Source organism: Nonlabens spongiae, assembly GCF_002117125.1.
Taxonomy (GTDB): Bacteria; Bacteroidota; Bacteroidia; order Flavobacteriales; family Flavobacteriaceae; genus Nonlabens; species Nonlabens spongiae.
Window position 1 is genome coordinate 3,176,764 of sequence record NZ_CP019344.1, and the last position, 18,748, is coordinate 3,195,511.

An 18,748-nucleotide genomic window follows, 5' to 3' on the forward strand; every position below is an offset into this window, starting at 1 on the left:
CTTTCGCGGAAGCGGGACCCAACAAAACATAGAACCGGGCATGGACCCAAAACGAATCTTGAGAATGGATTACCAAAACAAAAGAAACCCAAATAGTTCCAAAACCGGCAACCAGTCGTCATTTGGACTCATGTTGTCCCTTTTGCTGCTACCGCTCTCGCTCATGGCGCAGTTCAGCGTCGACAGCTACGGCGACCAGGGCGTGAACGAGAACGTTGCCTACACCAGCCCGGCGGCAAGCATCACGGGCACACCGGTGGGCACGGTTACCTACAGCCTTTCCGGTCCTGATGCGTCCCTATTCACGATCAACTCCTCAAACGGAGTGGTGAGCATGGTGGAGCGCGACTACGAGTCGCCCCTGGATACTGATGGGAACAACCTCTACAGCGTGACGGTGGTGGGTACGGACTCTGACACCAACACGTCGGAGCGCGAGCTGGACGTGGTGGTCTTTAACGACTGCAGTGCGAGCGACACCCCACAGATGTTCAAGCTGTCCGCTCCGGACTCGCTTGGGGATACGATGGGCGACACGGCAACGCTGCGCATAAGCCTGATAGGAAGTGGCGGCGTCCCACAGGATGGAGTCGCGGTGATGTTTGTGAAGACCAGTGGGCCTGCCAGCATCACGAGTCCGAGCGGCACGACCAATGCCTCGGGTATCTACGAGAGTACGGTAACCTCGGCAAGTGCGGGCGTATCGGAGTTCACGGCCATGTACGACACTACAGGGAACGGTACGCCAGATACGACGGTGACCCTGGGATCGCCCACCGCGATACAGTTCACGACCGATGTGTCCAGCTTCAATACGGGTGGCCACGTTGGAATAGGTACGGAGACTCCAGACAGTTCAACGGTGCTTGAAGTTGCCGGTACGGATAAAGGGGTATTGATCCCCAGGGTGGCGCTTACCGGTACGGCGGATACGGCCACGATAACCAATCCCGCGGTATCACTGTTGGTATACAACACGGCAGCCGTTGGTGGCCTGGAGGTCGGTTTCGTGTTCTGGGATGGTAGCGAGTGGAAGAGCGTCTGTGCGCGATAGGAGATCAAAGACCTAGAATTGAGCAACGTAAGAACGTTGGTAAACTATAATCAATTAAACCATAAGTGGTCGCTCCTGAAAGGGAAGGATCGTAAAAGATAGAAGCAAGAGATGAGAAAAAACAGGTTGATATTAGCGATGGCATCCTTATGCATGGCAGTAGGCCTTGCAGATACCGGGCTGGATAGGGGCAGGCCCGATCTGGAGCAGTCCCGTTTTGAGGCCGTGGATGCGGTGGGAGATATGCTGGGCGATGGTGGCCAGGTGGGACTTACCCTAAGGGATACTGAAGGCCAGCTTATGCCGGGAGTATCGGTACGCCTGACGGTGGAGAGTGGGGAGGCAACCCTTGCAACGGTGAATGGAAAGACCGATGGATCGGGAAGGTTTGAGAGCTTTCTCTTCAGCAGGGTACAGACCGTGGCCGTGGTACGTGCGGAAGTGGATACGGACGGAGATGGAGTGGTGGACCGAGCGCTCGCGCAAAGATCCACGGTTGCATTTATAGACAGCCTTGCGCTCAATACGGGCGTGGGCATCAACATCGATACCCCTGACGATAGTGCGGTACTCCACGTGAACTCCAGCAACAGGGGCGTGATGATCCCAAGGGTGGCACTACAGGGCTGTTCAGATCGCGTGACGATCCTGGATCCCGCAACTTCCCTGCTGGTATTCAACACAAATGCCTCCGACTCACTCAAGGTAGGCTACGCCTACTTCAATGGTACGGACTGGGTGAACTTCTTGTTTGACTGAGTCCTGAAACTGACTACATAGATAAAAAGCGATCCAGTTGGATCGCTTTTTTTATCAAAAAGAGCCGCTTTAAAGCGGCTCTCAATTGAATTCAGGTGCTTAGTTATCATCACCTATTTCATCTATTTCTTCATCTATTTCCTCGTTGACCTCTTCATCAACTGCTTTACCTGCTCTTTCAAGGATTCCTTCGGTTTCCTCAGCAGCTTCTTCTGTTTCAATTTCAACCTCTTTGATAACGGTTTCAGTTTCTTTTTCAGTCTCACGACAAGATGTAAATCCAGCGGCTGATAAAAAGATTGCAAAAAATGTGTAAAATACTTGTTTCATGTCAATTGATTTGTGTGATCAAATCTAGATATTCTCCCATACCAGTTGCTCAAAATATTTCATAAAAAAAGCCGCTCAGAGCGGCATTTCTTAAATTTAGAATGGTAATGACTACATGTCGTCGTCCATTCCATCAGTTTCTTCTTCTACTTCATTTTCTATGTCCTCAGCACCTTCTTCAAGGTCATTTTCTATTTCTTCAGCTCCTTGTTCCATGGCATCACCCATTTCTTCCATCTCATTTTCCATATCTTCTCCTACTTCCTCCATGTCGTTTTCCATCTCGTTCATTTCAGTCTCGACTTCTTTTTCTGTAGTCTCACGACAAGATGTGAATACGGCAGTTGCAGAAAATAAAAGGGCTAGTGTTAGTACTACTTTTTTCATAATAAAGATTGTTGTTTAATTCACCAAAACTATAAAGATTTCAGCAAAATCTTACCAAGAAATTGCAAATTTAGTTTATGCTTTCGCGAAAGCGATATAGATTTAAGCAAAATATTTAAAGAATGAGCTTCTATAAGCTATATAATTTTTTGCGGGATCTCAATAATAACAATAATAAGGAATGGATGGATCAACATAGGCAACGCTATCATGAAGTCCGTGACTGGTACATCGACTGGTTGAATGAACTCGACAAGGCACTTGCAGAAATTGATCCGGATTACACACCTACAGAAGGCCGTAAAGCAATCAACAGGATTAATAACAACTTACTTTATCATCCTAACAAGCCTATTTATAAAGATCACTTTGGCGCAGGTTTGGATTTGGGTGAAAATGGTAAACAAGGAGATTTTTATATTCACTTAGGGCTGGAGGAGTCTTTCCTTGCTGGAGGTTTTTATCATCCTAAAAAGCAGATTTTGAACTCTATCAGGGATGCGATCGACTATGATGGAGAACGATACAAAGCAATAATCAATAGAGAGTCATTTAACGGGAAATTTGAAATCATCGACGATGGCGACTCGTTGAAAACAGCTCCCAAAGGCTTTTCTCAAGATCACAGACACATCGATTTACTTAGACAGAAAACTTTTGCAGTGCGACATGATGTGACACAAAAAGAGGTGACTACTGGGGATTTTCTTGAAAAATGTATTGATATCTACAAGGAAATGAAGCCTTTCAGAGATTATTTGAATAGGACTGTAACGGTCTAAGAAAATTATTTCTTTTCATAAACCCTAAGCTCAGCGCCCATTCCGTAATTGTTATGACCAGACCTGACGAGTTTACTTAAAGCGTTGTAATCAAAGTCAAAAAGCTGCCACTTTTTATTGTTGAGGAAAATTCTCCTAACCCAAGTTTTCTTGCCATCGATTTCATCAGTAAAGGGTAGAAGTGGCCGGTAGGTTGTGGAAACTTTAGTGTATCCCGTTCTGGTCTTGATCTCTCTGTACTTTTTTGCGTTTATTAGATCGCCACTGGGTTTAGCATAACCTAAAACCTGAATAGAAGCAAAGACTCCAGAACTGGGGACTACGATTTTTAAATCTGTAAGATCCAGTTCATAGATTTTCTCACTTTCCTCAGTTATTAGGAACGTTTTGCTAGGGTACAACGACTCAAATGATGGGCTGCCATCTTGCTCTACATCATAGAACTGAACCCTGAAAATACTGGAAAATTTGCGCATTTTGTTTTTGGAACGCTGACTTTTCTCTAAAAGAATAGGTATGTAGAGCTTGCTAATCATGGTAGGTTGCCCCTCATGACGTTCAATCTTTGTTGCAATCTCACTTTCCACAGTAGGTAACCAGCAATCTTCATACTCTTCGTGAACTATAGGTTTAATTTTTTCTATATCATAGTCTCCTAATAGCTCTGCACTTACCACAACTGTTTCCAACTTACTTGCTGCAGGAACCAAATTAACAACATCTAAAAGATCGGGAATTGGAATGGTGAGCGTTTCATAACCAATGCTAGAAACAAACAAAGTGTCTACCCGAGGATATAATTTTTTACTGAATCTAAATATACCATTGGCGTCTGCAAAAGTTCCCATTCCATCTCCAAAACTTACAGTTGCAAACGGAACCGGTTTCTTGCTGTAGGTGTCTTGTACCTGAATATCTTGTGACGTGCCTATAGTTACTGAAAGTAATAGGCTAAGAAGAAATAATGTTCTCATTGATTCCTTTTAGGTATTTGATGATTTGCCTGGTCGCGCCCGTATTGCTGTTTATCCAGTGACCAGAAATCATGCCTGTTTTTTCTCTGAAGCGATCATCTGAAAGTAGCTTATCAGTAATTTCAGAAAACTCATCTTTATTTTTTACTGAAAATAAACCTCCCAAATCTTCAAGTTTTGCAGCTTCTGGATATTTCTCATAGTTTTTCCCGATGATTACAGGTATTCCAAAGGTTGCGGCTTCTAAAATATTGTGTAATCCAGTAGTTCCCATACCACCGCCCACATAGGCAATGTCTGCATAGCTATAGGCTTTGGTTAGTAAACCTATGGTGTTAATTATTAGAATGTTGCTTGTGAATGAGTTGTTAGGAGACTCCTGATTAATTTCACTCCATAAGTGCACGTCTCGATTCAATGATTTTTTAAGCGTATTGATTTTTTGTTCATGTACCTCGTGAGGTGCAATAATCACCTTAAGGTTTTCCTGATCTTTTTTCTGAAGAATGTAGTTCTTAATGACCGCAATATCTTCAGGCCAACTGCTGCCTACGACCAGACACTTTGAGTCGACCGTAAAAGCTTCCAACAATTCAACTCTGTTATCTCTCTCTATGAGTTGACTGGCGCGGTCAAATCGAGTATCACCGCTTACGCTGGCATTAGAGAATCCTAGATTTTTCAAGTTGTGCAGCGAGCTCTCATTCTGCAGGAAGAAATGATCAAATGCTTTCAGCGATTTCAACATCCAGCGACCATACCATTTATGAAAAGTCATACTCTCTCTAAAGACTCCGCTCACTAAGATAGTCCTGCAATCACGTTTTTTTAGTCCGTTCAGGTAATTAGGCCAGAACTCATATTTGACCATTATCGCGATAGATGGTTCAACGATATCGAGAAATTTACGAGAATTGTCAAAAGTGTCTATGGGTAAATAACACACCACGTCAGCAAGCGTTGTATCCTTTTTATTTTCATAGCCAGAAGGCGAGAAGAATGTAAGTACAACTTGATAGTCTTGTTGATTCAGTTGCTCAAGAACAGGAACGACCTGTTCATATTCTCCTAGACTCGCAACATGTACCCAAATTTTTGGAATCGTACTCTTTATATTTTGATCTAGAATATCCCAGGTTCGCTCACGACCTTGAGCGCCTAGTTTTACTTTTTTATTGAAAAATCCAGCGACGGGTAAACATGCTTTTACCACGGTGGATAATGTATCGTATAATGTTTTCAAATGCAGTGTTTCTACTTACAGACTTATGCTCAAGGTAGCATATTCTAGTACTTTTATTCCTTATTTTTACCATAAAACAGGCTTATCGCCTCATTTATTCAATAAAAGGATGCGCAAGATACAAATGGTAGACCTACAAGGTCAGTTTGAAGAAATAAAGGATCAGGTTAATGACGGTCTGCAAAAGGTGATTGAGTCGGCTGCTTTTATTAATGGCCCAGAAGTACATGCTTTTCAGAAGGAGCTTGAGGAGTATCTTGGCGTCAAACACGTCATCCCATGCGCAAATGGGACAGATGCCCTTCAAATCGCGATGATGGGATTGGGCTTAAAACCCGGTGACGAAGTCATCACTGCCGATTTTACGTTTGCCGCAACGGTTGAAGTTATTGCGCTTCTTGGGCTCACGCCCGTTTTAGTTGATGTAAACCCATACAATTTCAACATAGATATTGATGCCGTGGAAAGAGCCATTACGCCCAAAACAAAGGCTATTGTTCCCGTTCATTTATTTGGTCAAACCGCAGCTATGGATGAAATCATGGCGCTTGCGAGAAAGCATGATCTCTACGTAATTGAAGATAACGCTCAGGGAATAGGTTCTAATTATTTACACTCTAATGGAACGAAATCTAAAACGGGTACCATCGGTAACGTTGGAACGACATCATTTTTTCCATCAAAGAATCTAGGCTGTTACGGTGATGGTGGAGCAATTTTTACAAACGATGACGATCTAGCGCATATCATAAGAGGAATCGTGAACCATGGTATGTATGAGCGCTACCATCACGATGTGGTAGGTGTAAACTCCAGGCTGGATTCCATGCAAGCTACAGTTTTGAGAGCAAAATTACCTCATCTCGATACATATAATAATGCACGTAGAGCTGCCGCAAGAAAATACACGCAGGCATTTGCTGCAGAAGAAAAGATCATCACACCACTGGTTTGTGATAACTGCGATTGCCACGTGTTTCATCAGTACACCTTGGTTCTTAAAGATGTGGATCGCGACGGGTTGGTCAAGCACTTACAAAGTAAGGATATTCCTTGCGGAGTCTATTATCCCATCCCTTTACACAAGCAAAAAGCCTATCAAGACGATCGCTACAACGAGGCTGATTTCCCTGTGACGAACCAGCTTGTCAAGGAATGCATATCACTTCCCATGCACACAGAGCTTGATGATGAGCAGATAGCTTATATCACAGACGCGGTGAAGGAATTTATTCATAGGTAACTTTGGCAATGTAGTTGCTGTTTCAAAAAAGTGAGGTGTAAAAAAGTTTTCGTTGTTCTATTTATTCTCGCTTTCGCGAAAGCGTTACAAGCACAGTCCACTCGTCCACAATGTTATTTAGTGAACGCAAAGAGCGGGCTCAAACTCAGGGCAGAAGCCAGCCTCGAGGGACGCTTGATTGAAACCTTGCCCTATGGGGCTCAAGTCATAATCATTCCTGCTGAAAAAGGGGTTAGAGGCTCCGTTCTGGATAACGGATCACGAGTCGAAGGAAGCTGGGTAAAAGTCAAAACCTTATTTCACGATTACAATGCGTCATCAGGAAATGAGGGGTTTGTGTTTGATTATTATCTCTCTAAGCATCTAGACGATTTGCCTGCTGAAAGTCTGCATAATTTTACAGACATTTACTCTTTTGAGGAGCAAACTGAGCTGGATATTCCTAGTGTTAATGCACGTGATGAATTGTACAAGCTAGGAACAAATTGCAATGTAAGGTATGAATACAATCCAGCTGCAAAAAGAGCCTTGGCAGACATCATCCAGTTCAAGACAGTTGATTACTCTGATTACAAAGAAAGGGTTTTACTAAATCCCTATAAACTGGATCAATCATTTGTTCCAAAGAGATTTCCCGTAAAAGATTCTATGGCTGCTCGTGAAGGATTTACGCAATATTACCTCCCTATAAATAAAGGTCGTGACAGTGTTTTAGTTAAAGATGATACGGGCGAGTGGGGCTCAGTCACTGAGTATCTAGGTTACATCAAAGAGTTAGACGCATATTTCGCGACGGGATTTGCCGAGGATCAAGAAATCATAAAAATTGATCAGAAAACGGGCGAGCGCTCACTTTTTGCAAATGGTAATTTCAGCATTTCTCCTGAAGGTACTTTTTTAGTAAGTGCCTACAGCGAGATATTTGACCAGCTCACTGCGTTTAGAGTAAGCTTTTTAGATGATAAGAAGAAGGGTTTTGAAATTAAATTTACCAGCTGGTTTCCAGTGGGAGCGTTGGAATGGATTAGCGAGCGAGAGTTCTTGATGCCTGTTCTTCCCATGGATAGGCGGAATGAAAATCCTGATCAATCGGAACCTATTTATCTACTCGGTCAGATTAAAATTTGAGCAACTCAAAATTTATTCAAGCCAGAGTCCATACTTTGAACTATCTTTTCAATCAAATTTTTTCTCATGAGATCGTTTCTTTTATCATTTTTTGCGCTGTTCACATTTCTAAATTCAGTAGCTCAGGAACAAATCGTTTATATCCATGCGGGTCATTTATTAGATACTGAAAAAGGAGAGTGGCTGGAAGAAGTTACGATAAGTGTACAAAATGGATTAATCGTAGATGTCGAGAAAGGCTATATCAAGGCTCCACGATTTGCAGAAGTCTACGACTTAAAGGATCAATGGGTGATGCCTGGGTTTACTGATATGCATGTGCACATGGAAACCGAGTATAATCCACACGCTTATGTTCAAAAGTACGTAGATGACCCAGCCGATGTGGCCTATGATTCCGTAAAATATGCAGAAATCACATTATTATCTGGATTTACGACTGTCCGGGATTTGGGAGGTAGTGGTATCAATATTTCCTTGCGTGATGCGATCAACAAAGGTAAAATTCCTGGCCCACGCATTTTTACCGCAGGGAAATCCATTGCCACTACAGGAGGTCACGCAGATCCCACTAATGGAAGCAATCAAAAACTCATGGGCGATCCAGGTCCCAGAGAAGGCGTTGCAAACAGCCCTGATGAAGCTCGTGCTGCCGTAAGACACCGCTACAAAAATGGAGCAGACTGTATAAAAATTACCGCAACCGGCGGTGTGTTGAGCGTTGCTAAAAATGGGAGTAATCCTCAATTTACAATAGAGGAAATTCAAGCAATCACAGAAACCGCAGCAGACTATGGTTTTCATGTGGCAGCCCACGCTCATGGTGATGAGGGAATGAGAAGAGCAGTCTTGGGAGGAGTAAAAACCATTGAGCATGGAACTTATATGAGCGAGGAAACCATGGATTTAATGAAGGAAAATAACTGTTACCTCGTTCCAACGATCACTGCTAGTAAAGAAGTAGCCGAAAAAGCCGAAGTAGATGGTTTTTATCCGGAACTCGTGGTGCCTAAGGCTAAAGCAGTAGGTCCACAGATTCAAGGTACATTTGCCAGAGCCTATAAAAGAGGTGTTCCTATCGTTTTTGGAACAGATGCTGGGGTTTTTGCTCATGGCAAGAATGCTAAGGAATTTGGCTATATGACCGAAGCTGGAATGCCAGCCATGGAAGCATTACAAAGCGCCACGATAATTCCCGCGTTAATATTGCAATTAGAAGATAAAATAGGTCAAGTCAAAAAAGGATTCTATGCAGATATCATTGCAGTATCTCAAAATCCCGAGAAAAATATAGCAACGTTAGAGGCTGTAGAGTTTGTGATGAAAGATGGTAAAGTATACAAGAAGTAATCAGGCTACTGCGGGACTGTCTGAGTATTTTTTCTTGTAAATTATTGCTGCACTCGTATAGCCACCTTCGGTACCATCTACAAAATGAATATGATTATCTCCTCGATCTTGAACGTAACAGCTCATGACTGAAGCATAAGTGGCGTGAAGCCCATATTTAATTTTACCTTCTTTCTCTAAAAGATCAAGGTAATTTGTAAGCATCTCGATTTGACTAGCGCCTCCTTCCATGACCGTATTGAGCGAACCGTCTATCATGATTGTGTCTGATAGCTGACTTACTTTGTTAAGATAAGCCCTACCTTCTGCAAAGAATTTAAAATAAAACTTACCGAAATAGGTGATCAAAAAGTGCTTGAGTAGGTAGCTCATTTTATTTTTTCCTATTCTCGCCACCATTTCTTCCCTGATCTTAGCCAGTGTTGCATTCAATTTCAGTTTTGTGGTTGAGATGGGTTGTCGCTGATTGAATGTTCCAAAAGTCAGATCGATCATGTCCAGAATATCGGCATAGATTTGTGAGTGAAGACTTTCATCCTCACAACTTACAATTAAGCAAACCACTTTATTTTTATCCTTTTTAGGCGATATTTTATCCCATCTGCATTCCATACCCTCTAAATCAATTATTGATGAAGTCACCTCATTTGATTTGGTAGGATTGTAATTATGCTTGATTAAATATTCAGCATGTTGAAGACCATTACCTAAAATTAAAGGGATAATCAGATACTTGTTGATTCTCACCTTGGCAATTTTGATTTCGTATCCAGATTTATAGATATCGCTCACTAAAACAAAACCCGTGCGTAAGGTGAGTTGTAGGTTTTTTTCAACGTGGTGACTGAAGGATACAAGAGCCTCCTTAACTTGAGATTCCCTTTCAGCAGGTATTAAAAAAATAGCACCGTCTCCTCCAAAAAAATAAGGAATCTCAAAAGCCTTTAACTCAGCTTTCAGTGTATTCATTACTGTAACTACACTGCCTGTGGCTGCAAGATTTACCTTCTGGTGATTTCCAGAATTAACGGCCTTTGTACTATCTAGCACATCTGTCACGACTACCACCCAGTTCTCAGGTACTTTTAAAAATGCACTTGAATTCCTTATCAGTTTATGAATAGGAGTATGCTGTACCTTAAGGTTGCTATAAAATGTGAGGTTAGAAGCCATTACCCTTAAAATATGGTAAAAGTATCATGGTACCATTCTATGAAATCTCAATTAACAGAAGATTAATCGGGCTTGAGATCTATGAATTTATTGATTTTAAAATGGTCGCAACTAGTTTGGGTTTTTTGCTTTCGCGAAAGCGGAACATATCAAATACTAAATGAACGCTGTTAGATTACCGATCAGAAATGGTGTGAGAGTAAATTCCGAGAATAAAAAAAGCCTTTCCGAGGAGAAAGGCTTTGAATTTTAATGTGAATCTATTTAAGCTAAAGCATTCACGTGCTTTGCGAGCTTTGACTTCAGGTTTGATGCTTTGTTATCGTGAATAACATTAGTTTTCGCAAGCTTGTCAATCATTGAAGAAACTTCTACTAAAAGCTTTTCAGCAGCAGACTTGTCTTCAGTCTCTTTCAATTTCTTAATCGCATTACGAGTAGTTTTGTGCTGGTGCTTATTTCTAAGTCTAGCAGTCTCGTTTCTACGTATTCTTTTTAAAGCACTTTTGTGATTTGCCATATCTAAAAATCTGGTTTTAAAAACCTAAAATATTGTAGCCCGTAGGGGAATCGAACCCCTCTTACCAGGATGAAAACCTGGCGTCCTAGCCGATAGACGAACGGGCCAAGATGTTTTGCCTTTCAAAGCGGTTGCAAAAATACAAGCATTTTTGAAACTGCCAACTATTTTTTTAAAAAAATCAATAAGCTTTTGCAAATAAAACTCTCTGGTTTGATTCAGAGCCAGTTAGAATGCAATTTCCTTTTTCTTTTTTTACGTTCAGTGGTATACATCTGATAGTAGCCTTTGTGAGCTCTTTAATTCTATTCTCAGTTTCAGGTGTTCCATCCCAGTGTGCTGATATGAAGCCGCCCTTATTTTTGAGTACATTCTTGAATTCGTCAAAGGAGTCAACCTCAGTGATGTGTTCATCTCTAAAATTGCGAGCTTTTTCAAACAGCGCCATCTGAATTTCTTTCAACAGGTCGGGAATCAAGTTTGAGATTTCATCCATGCTTACTACCTCCTTAGTTAAAGTGTCTCGTCTTGCTAGCTCTACGGTATTATTTGCTATATCACGAGCTCCGATGGCAATTCTTAATGGAACACCTTGCAACTCGTGTTGGGCAAATTTTGCTCCAGGTCTCAAGGTGTCACGATCGTCATACCTTACACTGACCCCACGATTTCTAAGGGATTTTTCTATTTCCTGGACTTTAACACTTACTTCCTCTAGCTGATCTAGTCCTTTGTAAATCGGGACGATGACAACCTGTATTGGTGCTAGATTAGGAGGGAGGACAAGCCCGCGATCATCACTGTGAGTCATTATTAGTGCTCCCATGAGTCGGGTTGATACTCCCCATGAAGTAGCCCATACGTATTCTTGTTTTCCTTCTTTAGTAGTATACTTTACATCAAAAGCTTCAGCGAAGTTCTGACCCAAAAAATGACTGGTGCCTGCTTGTAGGGCCTTGCCATCTTGCATAAGTGCTTCGATACAGTATGTTTCTACCGCGCCCGCAAATCGCTCGCTCTCTGACTTTACACCTTGAATAACTGGAATTGCCATAAAGTTTTCGGCAAAATCTGCATAAACTTCATTCATTTGGACGGCTTCTTGAATAGCTTCCTGTTCGGTGGCGTGTGCCGTATGTCCTTCTTGCCATAAAAACTCTGCGGTTCTCAAGAATAGACGGGTTCTCATTTCCCATCGCACCACATTTGCCCATTGATTAACTAAAATTGGAAGATCTCGATAAGATTGAATCCAACCCTTATAAGTGTTCCAAATAATGGCTTCACTGGTAGGTCTAACGACAAGTTCTTCCTCAAGTTTGGCCTCTGGGTCTACTCTTAGTTTGCCAGCATTATCTGGATCATTTTGCAATCTGTAATGGGTGACGACAGCACACTCCTTGGCAAAGCCTTCAGCATTTTTTTCTTCAGCTTCAAAAAGGCTTTTAGGAACAAATAAAGGGAAGTAGGCGTTTTGGTGACCTGTTTCTTTGAACATTCGGTCTAGTTCAGCTTGCATTTTTTCCCAAATGGCATAACCATAAGGTTTTATAACCATGCAGCCTCTCACAGCGCTGTTTTCAGCAAGATCTGCTTGTACAACAAGTTCATTGTACCATTTTGAATAGTCGTCCTTTCTACTGGTTAAGTGTTTTGCCATGGGCTTTGGCACAAATGTTGTGCTTAATTTAGAGTTCTGTTAAATGCTTTATTAGCACGGCAAAACTACTTATTTTTATACAAAGCACTTGAAAATACACGTCATGAATAACTCAAATATCCACTTAAGCAAATTCAATTTAGTATACCTAGTTATACTCTCATTATTGGTGGCATCTTGTGGATCGTATCAATCCACGAGTTACGATGATGGTATATATGGATCTGAGCCAGTAAATGATACTAACAATCAAACGAACTATGATCAAAGTGCTTCTAGAATTTCAAATAGCGCTGGATATTACGAATCCCTTTTTGCAGAGGGAGCTGAATCCTACGGAAACAACTTTGGTCAAGACAGTATTTTCACTGATGTAGAATCTTACTCAGGTACAAGTTATGTAGAGTCTGAACCTGAATATACTGACTCTTATGGTGGAGGAACCGCTGCTTGGGGCGAAAATCCATCAAGAATTAATATAAATTATTATAATAACGGTTTTGGTTGGGGACCTGGCTGGGGTTGGGCTAATGCTGGAGGTGGTTATAGTTGGGGTTGGCGTCCCGGAATCGGTTGGGGGACTCGTTTAGGAGCGCCTTATGGATTAGGCTGGGGAGGCTGGGGTGCTGCCTGGAGTCTCGGAAGTGTCGGCTGGTATAATTGGGGCTGGGGTCCTGGTTGGGCAGGATATGGATGGAATGCTGGCTTTGGCTGGAATTATGGCTGGGGTTGGAATAACGGTTGGGGCTGGAATAATTTTGGCTATCATCCCTATTATAGAAATAATCTAGCTTTCAATAATGGATATAGGGTAACTCGTTCTAATAGACTTGGTGTATCTCGTAGTTCAGCACTTTCATCTAGAAGATATTCATCATTATCAAGATCACGAGCCGCTACAAGAGCTAGTGAAGCTCGGAATACTAGAAGATCAAATTCTGTAAGGAGCAGGTCTTATAACAGCAGAAGGTCTACCATTAATAACAGAAGTTCAAATTCAAGAGTTCGTTCAAGTTATCCACGCTCATCAAGAAGATCTAGCGGTGTACGCAGTTCTTCAAGTAGATCTCGTAGTAGTGGAGTACGCTCTTCCAGCAGTAGAAGTTCAAGGAGTAGTGGAGTACGTTCAAGTTCGAGCAGGAGTAGTAGAAGTTCCGGGACAAGATCTTCAAGTAGAAGTAGTCGATCGTCTGGTCGAAGAGGTTAATCAATAAATTATATGAAAAAGATAATTTTAGGCTGCACATTTATTTGCTGCAGCCTTTTTCTTAACGCGCAATCTGTTTCAGAAGGATTGCTTTATGGGATGGATCAAATGGATGGTACAGCCCGCTATCGTAGTTTAGGTGGTGCCTTTGGGGCACTGGGAGGTGATCTTACTGCAATGGGAGTAAACCCAGCAGGTTCAACCGTATTTGCTAATAATTATGGTGCGTTTTCCTTAGCATTTGATTATAATAAAAATGACGCTCTATACGCAGGCTCTCTAGCAACTAATAATAATCTGGATTTAAGCCTGAATCAGGCGGGTTTTGTTTTTGTTTTTGAAAACCCGAGTGCACCGGTCAATAAATTTTCTATTGGGTTCAATTATGATTCTACCAGAAATTTTGATAACGAGGTTCTTGTACGAGGTAATACGCAGAACTCGGTATCCGGTTACTTTCTTGAAAATGCAAATGGTTTCCCACTTGAAGACCTCGCTTTAATAAGAGGTGATTTTGTCGACGATCGATTTATTGCTTTGGGAGAAACTGCAGGTTTTGGATTTCCCGCACAAGTTGGTTTTCTAGGATTAAATTCTGAAGTCATTGAAGCTGTAGATCCTAATGATTTGGGAAGTGTAGACTATCTCTCTAATACAGGAACCGGAACATTTGCTCAAGATTTTAGAGTTGCAGATAGTGGTTATCGTGGAAAATTCACCGTTAATGGAGGTCTAGAGTTAGACAATTGGTTAAGTCTAGGTATGAATCTTAATTTTCATTTCCTAGATAGAGAGCGTTTAACGAGAGTCTTTGAATCTAATAATAACGCTGATGCTTTAATATCTGAGGTAACATATGTGGATTCAGTCGTTAGTGAAGGAGCAGGGTTTTCTTTAAATTTAGGGGTTTTTGCAAAAATGACTCAAGGGCTTAGGTTAGGAGCTGCTTATGAGTCTCCTACTTGGTTCACCATTGAAGATAGTCAGTCTTTGCGAATCTCGACTTTTGGGGCAGGTCAGGAGGTTGTTGTCGACCCTAGAGTTTTAACATTATACCCTGCGTACAACCTAAGGACTCCTGGAAGTTGGATGGGTTCTGTCGCTTATGTTTTTGGCAAAAAGGGCTTGTTGAGTGCCGATGTTCAATCAAAAAATTACGGGAATATGATGTTTGAAGATGACGGAAACTTTCTTTTCTTGAGTAACAATAATTTTATTGACCAAAACCTTCAAAACGCTTTGACCTACAGAGTAGGTGGTGAGTACCGTATAAAAAACTGGTCTTTGAGAGGTGGTTTTGTTAAATCAGAATCTCCTTATGAGAACAAGCAGATTATGGGAGATATGACTGGCTACAGTGCCGGATTGGGCTATTCTTGGGGTAGGTTTATTCTTGATGCGGCCTGGGCGACTCAGGAGCGCGATTATGCTGAGCGCTTTTTAGATTCTGATTTTACGGAAAATGCGATGATCACTAACAGATTCACTAATGTGATATTTACTTTAGGATTTAATTTTTAGCACGTAACTTATTTGATGTATTCCGCTTTCGCGAAAGCGTTAATAACTTTTGCATCTAACCGCTCTTAATGCCAAGGGCGGTTTTCTTTTCTAGAAAATTCACTTTACTTCTTCTTGCGCCGGTTGAAATTCTTATCGCCTCTGGTTTTGGGTTTCTTATATTTTTTAGCGATTTCTCTACGGTAACTTCCTCCCTGGTTGGTTTTTTGGTTCTTAGCCTTTTTCTCATGAAAAGCCGCTCCTCGTTCTTCCTCAACCTTTTTATGTGGATTGTTGCTCTCCCGTTTAGCGGGTTTTTCCTCAGGAATGAGATCATGGTTGATCTCGACCGCATCAGGAAAATCTAGTATAGGTATTTTGAACTCCATCAAAGATTCGATGGCCGTTTTGTATTCCTCTTCTTTACTGGTAAAAAGTAAGATGGCCTTACCTTTTTTATCGGCGCGACCGGTTCTTCCTATTCTGTGAATATAGTTCTCAGGATAACTCGGTGTGTTTACGTTGATCACATGGGTTATATTTTCCAGATCTAGGCCGCGAGCCATCACATCGGTACTGATGATGATTCTGGAACGACCCTCATTAAAGGATTCAATGGAGCGCAATCGATAATTTTGTGTTTTATTGGAGTGGATCACCACGGTTTCTTTTTGCAGATCGCTGGGAAGTGCTTCAAACAGTCGATCTACATTGCGTTTACTGTCTACAAAAACCAGAACTTTTTTAAACTCCTCTTTATCTTCCACTAAATGAGCAATCAGATTTGCTTTAGTATAGAAATTTGAGACTGAATAAGAAACCTGTTCTATATTCTCAAGCCGCTCTCCAGAAACCGCAACTGATATTTGTTGAGGATCCTTAAAATACGATTTAATGAAAGCTTCAATCTGATCCGTCATCGTTGCAGAGATCATGATATTCTGCCTCTTTCTAGGAAGGTGGTCAAAAATATTATTCAGCTGAAACCGGAATCCCAGATCCAGCATAACGTCCACCTCATCAATCACAACTTTTTTACACTTCTTCATGCTCACCGATTGATGGACGATGAGGTCATAAAGTCTTCCAGGTGTAGCAACTAGAACATCCACACCTTCAGCAACTGCTTTTTTCTGCGTATTGATATTAGTGCCTCCGTAAATTCCTAGGGTTTTTACATTGAGATATTTTGCGTAAGCGTTTACATTATCAACTACCTGAACTACAAGTTCCCGAGTAGGGACCAGCACGAGAATTCTGGGATCAGTAGGTTCTGAATAGGCAAGTCCTTGCAGTAAGGGCAACATGTAACCTAGCGTTTTACCGGTACCCGTTTGTGCAATTCCCATCATATCGCGACCAGAAGAAATAGCTGGATAAGCTTTCTCTTGAATAGGAGTAAGTTGTTCAAAACCTAGCTCCTCAATGGCATCGGATAATTGAATCTTGAGCTGGAGGGAAGAGAATTCTTTCATGATTTGAATATTGCCGCAAAGATACGCGCATCAGAGTTGGGCGACTTCAAAAGAATATTGCCAAGTATTTCACTTAAATTGCCACAAAAAATTAGGTTTATGTCACTGCCACGTTTTTTAATGGGCGATAATGTCCACTATCCAGAAGATATCTTTGTCATCCATACAGAATATCCACGATTCATCATCAATTTAAAAGATGACAATATCGAGTTTCTGGAAGATCTAGAAGATGAAGATGCCGAAAATCTAGAAGAGGAAACCACAAACCTTATCGAAGAGGCCAGCCGATTCTATGACGAGCAAATGAAACTCTACGAGGAATAATGGAGGAGTTGATTCAGTGGGACTGGAGCGCTACCCTTTATCTCAATGACTGGGGAAATGACCTGATCGATTCCTTCTTCAATTTCATCACACACAAGCTCTCTGCTCTGCCGCTGTACTTCATCCTATTGTTTGCACTTTACAGGAAACTGGACCGGCGATCTTTTATAATTTCCTTGTTTGCAGTGGCGCTGCTAATCACTCTAAGCGATCAAGTAGCCAATTTTTTTAAGGATAATGTGGAGCGACTAAGGCCATTCCGCGAGCCAGATTTCATGAACCAAATCTCAAAAGTGGGTCGCAGTGCAGGTACTTACGGCTTTTACAGCGGTCATGCCAGCAACGCCGTGGCTCTGGCGGCATTTATTACTTTGATTCTCTGGCGGCATTATAAAAAACTGGTCGGCTTTACAATTATCTGGGCGCTACTTGTGGCGTACAGCCGCGTTTATCTAGGCGTTCACTATCTGGGCGATGTGTTGATGGGTGTGTTTATGGGAACTTTCTGGGGTGTTGTTGTGTATTATGTTTTCGCTTTCGCGAAAGCGAGATTCAGAAAACAACCTTCTTCTCCTTAATCGAGCATTTAGTCGATCATATAAATAAAGATTTCATCCTTGAATATCTAAGAGTTGCTGAGCAGCCTCAAAGGGAGTCAGCTTTTTGAGGATTACCTGCTTCTCGATTTCGATCATTTTTGAGATAACTGCGGCATTGCTATAAAATCGAGATTTTAAAGTGTCTTCAATGGTTTGATGCAGCCAGTATAATTCCTGCTGTTCCCTGCGTTTATCAAAACTTCCGTTGTTGTGTGAGTGTTGTTTGAAGTTTATGATTACGTTGAGAATATTGACCACACCTTTATCGTTGAGCCCACTGCACTTAAGAACTTGTGTAGTATAGCCGTGATCTTTTGCTGGCATGAGGTGTAACGCGTTTTTAAACTCTCTTACCGCATGTTTTGCGGCCGTGGCATTTTCTCCGTCGGCTTTGTTGATGGCGATCATATCTGCCATTTCCATGATACCGCGCTTGATGCCCTGAAGGTCATCGCCAGCACCGGCAAGCTTGAGCAATAGAAAAAAATCGGTCATGCTGTGAACTGCGGTCTCACTTTGACCTACACCTACAGTCTCCACAATGATAAAATCATAACCAGCTGCTTCGCATAAAATGATAGCTTCTCTGGTTTTGCGTGCAACACCGCCTAATGTCTTTCCCGCAGGGCTGGGACGTATGTAGGCTCGATCGCTGCGTACCAGTTCTTCCATGCGGGTTTTGTCTCCCAAAATACTCCCTTTAGATCTATTGCTCGACGGGTCTATCGCAAGTACTGCCAGTTTTTTTCCTTGCTCGACGATTTTTTTACCCAGCGTTTCTATGAAAGTAGATTTTCCGACTCCAGGAACTCCTGTAATCCCTAACCTGAAGGATTTTCCCGAGTGGGGTAGAGCCTGTTGAAGTATCGCTTTCGCGAAAGCGGAATCCTTCACCGCCTGACTCTCCACCATAGTTATGGCTTGACTTAGGGCACTCAACGAGCCAGCACGCAATTGCTGAAACAGTTGATCGGCATCAAGTTCTTTTTTATAACGTTTACTGAAAGGATTGATATGCGGATTTGCCGCCATTGCACA

Annotated in this window: 19 protein-coding genes and 1 tRNA gene; 10 read left to right on the top strand and 10 right to left on the bottom strand. The window is 41.9% G+C overall.

Annotated features, from left to right (window positions below; translation table 11 throughout):
- Positions 1–64 precede the first annotated feature (64 nt).
- Together BST97_RS14520 and BST97_RS14525 are read left to right on the top strand one after the other, a co-directional pair.
- Positions 65–1,054 (top strand): Ig-like domain-containing protein, encoded by a 990-nt coding sequence (locus BST97_RS14520; RefSeq protein ID WP_085767914.1) that lies wholly within the window; start codon positions 65–67, stop codon positions 1,052–1,054.
- Positions 1,055–1,411: 357 nt separating this feature from the next.
- Positions 1,412–1,813, top strand: coding sequence for a hypothetical protein (locus BST97_RS14525; protein ID WP_157111693.1), 402 nt, complete (start codon positions 1,412–1,414; stop codon positions 1,811–1,813).
- Positions 1,814–1,912: 99 nt separating this feature from the next.
- On the opposite strand, the gene BST97_RS14530 is transcribed toward BST97_RS14525, so the two are convergent.
- Both BST97_RS14530 and BST97_RS14535 read right to left on the bottom strand, forming a co-directional pair.
- On the bottom strand, positions 1,913–2,143 hold the full coding sequence (locus tag BST97_RS14530; RefSeq protein WP_085767916.1) for a hypothetical protein: 231 nt from the start codon (positions 2,141–2,143) through the stop codon (positions 1,913–1,915).
- Positions 2,144–2,254: 111 nt separating this feature from the next.
- Complete coding sequence (locus BST97_RS14535) at positions 2,255–2,530, bottom strand: hypothetical protein (protein WP_085767917.1); 276 nt, start codon at positions 2,528–2,530, stop codon at positions 2,255–2,257.
- Between the two features lie 122 nt (positions 2,531–2,652).
- Here BST97_RS14535 and BST97_RS14540 point away from each other — a divergent pair, with 122 nt between their 5' ends.
- Positions 2,653–3,312, top strand: coding sequence for a DUF2461 domain-containing protein (locus BST97_RS14540; protein ID WP_085767918.1), 660 nt, complete (start codon positions 2,653–2,655; stop codon positions 3,310–3,312).
- 5 nt (positions 3,313–3,317) lie between these two features.
- Here the strand turns inward: BST97_RS14540 and BST97_RS14545 are convergent, their stop codons facing one another.
- Positions 3,318–4,286 carry a peptidase associated/transthyretin-like domain-containing protein gene (locus BST97_RS14545; protein WP_085767919.1) on the bottom strand — a complete coding sequence of 323 codons (969 nt, stop codon included), beginning with the start codon at positions 4,284–4,286 and terminating at the stop codon, positions 3,318–3,320.
- Positions 4,264–5,529: a 3-deoxy-D-manno-octulosonic acid transferase gene (locus BST97_RS14550; RefSeq protein ID WP_085767920.1), complete on the bottom strand. Its 1,266-nt coding sequence runs from the start codon at positions 5,527–5,529 to the stop codon at positions 4,264–4,266. The genes BST97_RS14545 and BST97_RS14550 overlap by 23 nt, the downstream gene beginning before the upstream one ends.
- Before the next feature lie 109 nt (positions 5,530–5,638).
- On the opposite strand from BST97_RS14550, the gene BST97_RS14555 reads away from it, so the two are divergent.
- From BST97_RS14555 to BST97_RS14565, 3 genes are all read left to right on the top strand, one after another.
- On the top strand, positions 5,639–6,772 hold the full coding sequence (locus BST97_RS14555; protein WP_085768274.1) for a DegT/DnrJ/EryC1/StrS family aminotransferase: 1,134 nt from the start codon (positions 5,639–5,641) through the stop codon (positions 6,770–6,772).
- Between the two features lie 30 nt (positions 6,773–6,802).
- Positions 6,803–7,900, top strand: a complete 1,098-nt coding sequence (locus tag BST97_RS14560) for an SH3 domain-containing protein (protein WP_085767921.1) — start codon at positions 6,803–6,805, stop codon at positions 7,898–7,900.
- 66 nt (positions 7,901–7,966) lie between these two features.
- The gene (locus BST97_RS14565; RefSeq protein ID WP_085767922.1) at positions 7,967–9,250 is read left to right on the top strand and encodes a metal-dependent hydrolase family protein; all 1,284 of its coding nucleotides are present in this window, start codon (positions 7,967–7,969) and stop codon (positions 9,248–9,250) included.
- Here the strand turns inward: BST97_RS14565 and BST97_RS14570 are convergent, their stop codons facing one another.
- The 4 genes from BST97_RS14570 to proS form a co-directional block, all read right to left on the bottom strand.
- Complete coding sequence (locus BST97_RS14570; protein ID WP_085767923.1) at positions 9,251–10,423, bottom strand: DUF3095 family protein; 1,173 nt, start codon at positions 10,421–10,423, stop codon at positions 9,251–9,253.
- Between the two features lie 264 nt (positions 10,424–10,687).
- Entirely contained in the window at positions 10,688–10,942 is a 255-nt protein-coding gene (gene rpsT / locus BST97_RS14575) for a 30S ribosomal protein S20 (RefSeq protein WP_085767924.1), read from the bottom strand.
- Between the two features lie 35 nt (positions 10,943–10,977).
- Positions 10,978–11,049: transfer RNA gene (locus BST97_RS14580), tRNA-Glu, on the bottom strand.
- Between the two features lie 74 nt (positions 11,050–11,123).
- A complete protein-coding gene (proS, locus tag BST97_RS14585; RefSeq protein ID WP_085767925.1) occupies positions 11,124–12,602 on the bottom strand; it encodes a proline--tRNA ligase in 1,479 nt (492 codons plus the stop codon).
- A 103-nt stretch (positions 12,603–12,705) separates the two neighbouring features.
- Between proS and BST97_RS14590 the strand changes: the two genes are divergently transcribed.
- Together BST97_RS14590 and BST97_RS14595 are read left to right on the top strand one after the other, a co-directional pair.
- Complete coding sequence (locus BST97_RS14590) at positions 12,706–13,809, top strand: hypothetical protein (RefSeq protein WP_085767926.1); 1,104 nt, start codon at positions 12,706–12,708, stop codon at positions 13,807–13,809.
- A gap of 12 nt (positions 13,810–13,821) precedes the next feature.
- Positions 13,822–15,330, top strand: a complete 1,509-nt coding sequence (locus BST97_RS14595; RefSeq protein ID WP_085767927.1) for an OmpP1/FadL family transporter — start codon at positions 13,822–13,824, stop codon at positions 15,328–15,330.
- Between the two features lie 104 nt (positions 15,331–15,434).
- On the opposite strand, the gene BST97_RS14600 is transcribed toward BST97_RS14595, so the two are convergent.
- On the bottom strand, positions 15,435–16,784 hold the full coding sequence (locus BST97_RS14600; RefSeq protein WP_085767928.1) for a DEAD/DEAH box helicase: 1,350 nt from the start codon (positions 16,782–16,784) through the stop codon (positions 15,435–15,437).
- Between the two features lie 99 nt (positions 16,785–16,883).
- Here BST97_RS14600 and BST97_RS14605 point away from each other — a divergent pair, with 99 nt between their 5' ends.
- Together BST97_RS14605 and BST97_RS14610 are read left to right on the top strand one after the other, a co-directional pair.
- Positions 16,884–17,111: a hypothetical protein gene (locus BST97_RS14605; RefSeq protein WP_085768275.1), complete on the top strand. Its 228-nt coding sequence runs from the start codon at positions 16,884–16,886 to the stop codon at positions 17,109–17,111.
- Entirely contained in the window at positions 17,111–17,689 is a 579-nt protein-coding gene (locus BST97_RS14610) for a phosphatase PAP2 family protein (protein ID WP_085767929.1), read from the top strand. Before BST97_RS14605 ends, BST97_RS14610 begins: the two co-directional genes overlap by 1 nt.
- Positions 17,690–17,722: 33 nt before the next feature.
- On the opposite strand, the gene meaB is transcribed toward BST97_RS14610, so the two are convergent.
- A complete protein-coding gene (gene meaB, locus BST97_RS14615) occupies positions 17,723–18,742 on the bottom strand; it encodes a methylmalonyl Co-A mutase-associated GTPase MeaB (RefSeq protein ID WP_085767930.1) in 1,020 nt (339 codons plus the stop codon).
- Positions 18,743–18,748 lie beyond the last annotated feature (6 nt).

Excerpts from the sequence above, each read along its gene's own strand:
- BST97_RS14520 (WP_085767914.1), top strand. The coding sequence starts at position 65 with ATGGATTACCAAAACAAAAGAAACCCAAATAGTTCCAAAACCGGCAAC.
- BST97_RS14530 (WP_085767916.1), bottom strand. The coding sequence starts at position 2,143 with ATGAAACAAGTATTTTACACATTTTTTGCAATCTTTTTATCAGCCGCT.
- BST97_RS14535 (WP_085767917.1), bottom strand. The coding sequence starts at position 2,530 with ATGAAAAAAGTAGTACTAACACTAGCCCTTTTATTTTCTGCAACTGCC.
- BST97_RS14540 (WP_085767918.1), top strand. The coding sequence starts at position 2,653 with ATGAGCTTCTATAAGCTATATAATTTTTTGCGGGATCTCAATAATAAC.
- BST97_RS14545 (WP_085767919.1), bottom strand. The coding sequence starts at position 4,286 with ATGAGAACATTATTTCTTCTTAGCCTATTACTTTCAGTAACTATAGGC.
- BST97_RS14555 (WP_085768274.1), top strand. The coding sequence starts at position 5,639 with ATGCGCAAGATACAAATGGTAGACCTACAAGGTCAGTTTGAAGAAATA.
- BST97_RS14565 (WP_085767922.1), top strand. The coding sequence starts at position 7,967 with ATGAGATCGTTTCTTTTATCATTTTTTGCGCTGTTCACATTTCTAAAT.
- BST97_RS14570 (WP_085767923.1), bottom strand. The coding sequence starts at position 10,423 with ATGGCTTCTAACCTCACATTTTATAGCAACCTTAAGGTACAGCATACT.
- rpsT (WP_085767924.1), bottom strand. The coding sequence starts at position 10,942 with ATGGCAAATCACAAAAGTGCTTTAAAAAGAATACGTAGAAACGAGACT.
- proS (WP_085767925.1), bottom strand. The coding sequence starts at position 12,602 with ATGGCAAAACACTTAACCAGTAGAAAGGACGACTATTCAAAATGGTAC.
- BST97_RS14590 (WP_085767926.1), top strand. The coding sequence starts at position 12,706 with ATGAATAACTCAAATATCCACTTAAGCAAATTCAATTTAGTATACCTA.
- BST97_RS14595 (WP_085767927.1), top strand. The coding sequence starts at position 13,822 with ATGAAAAAGATAATTTTAGGCTGCACATTTATTTGCTGCAGCCTTTTT.
- BST97_RS14600 (WP_085767928.1), bottom strand. The coding sequence starts at position 16,784 with ATGAAAGAATTCTCTTCCCTCCAGCTCAAGATTCAATTATCCGATGCC.
- BST97_RS14605 (WP_085768275.1), top strand. The coding sequence starts at position 16,884 with ATGTCACTGCCACGTTTTTTAATGGGCGATAATGTCCACTATCCAGAA.
- BST97_RS14610 (WP_085767929.1), top strand. The coding sequence starts at position 17,111 with ATGGAGGAGTTGATTCAGTGGGACTGGAGCGCTACCCTTTATCTCAAT.
- meaB (WP_085767930.1), bottom strand. The coding sequence starts at position 18,742 with ATGGCGGCAAATCCGCATATCAATCCTTTCAGTAAACGTTATAAAAAA.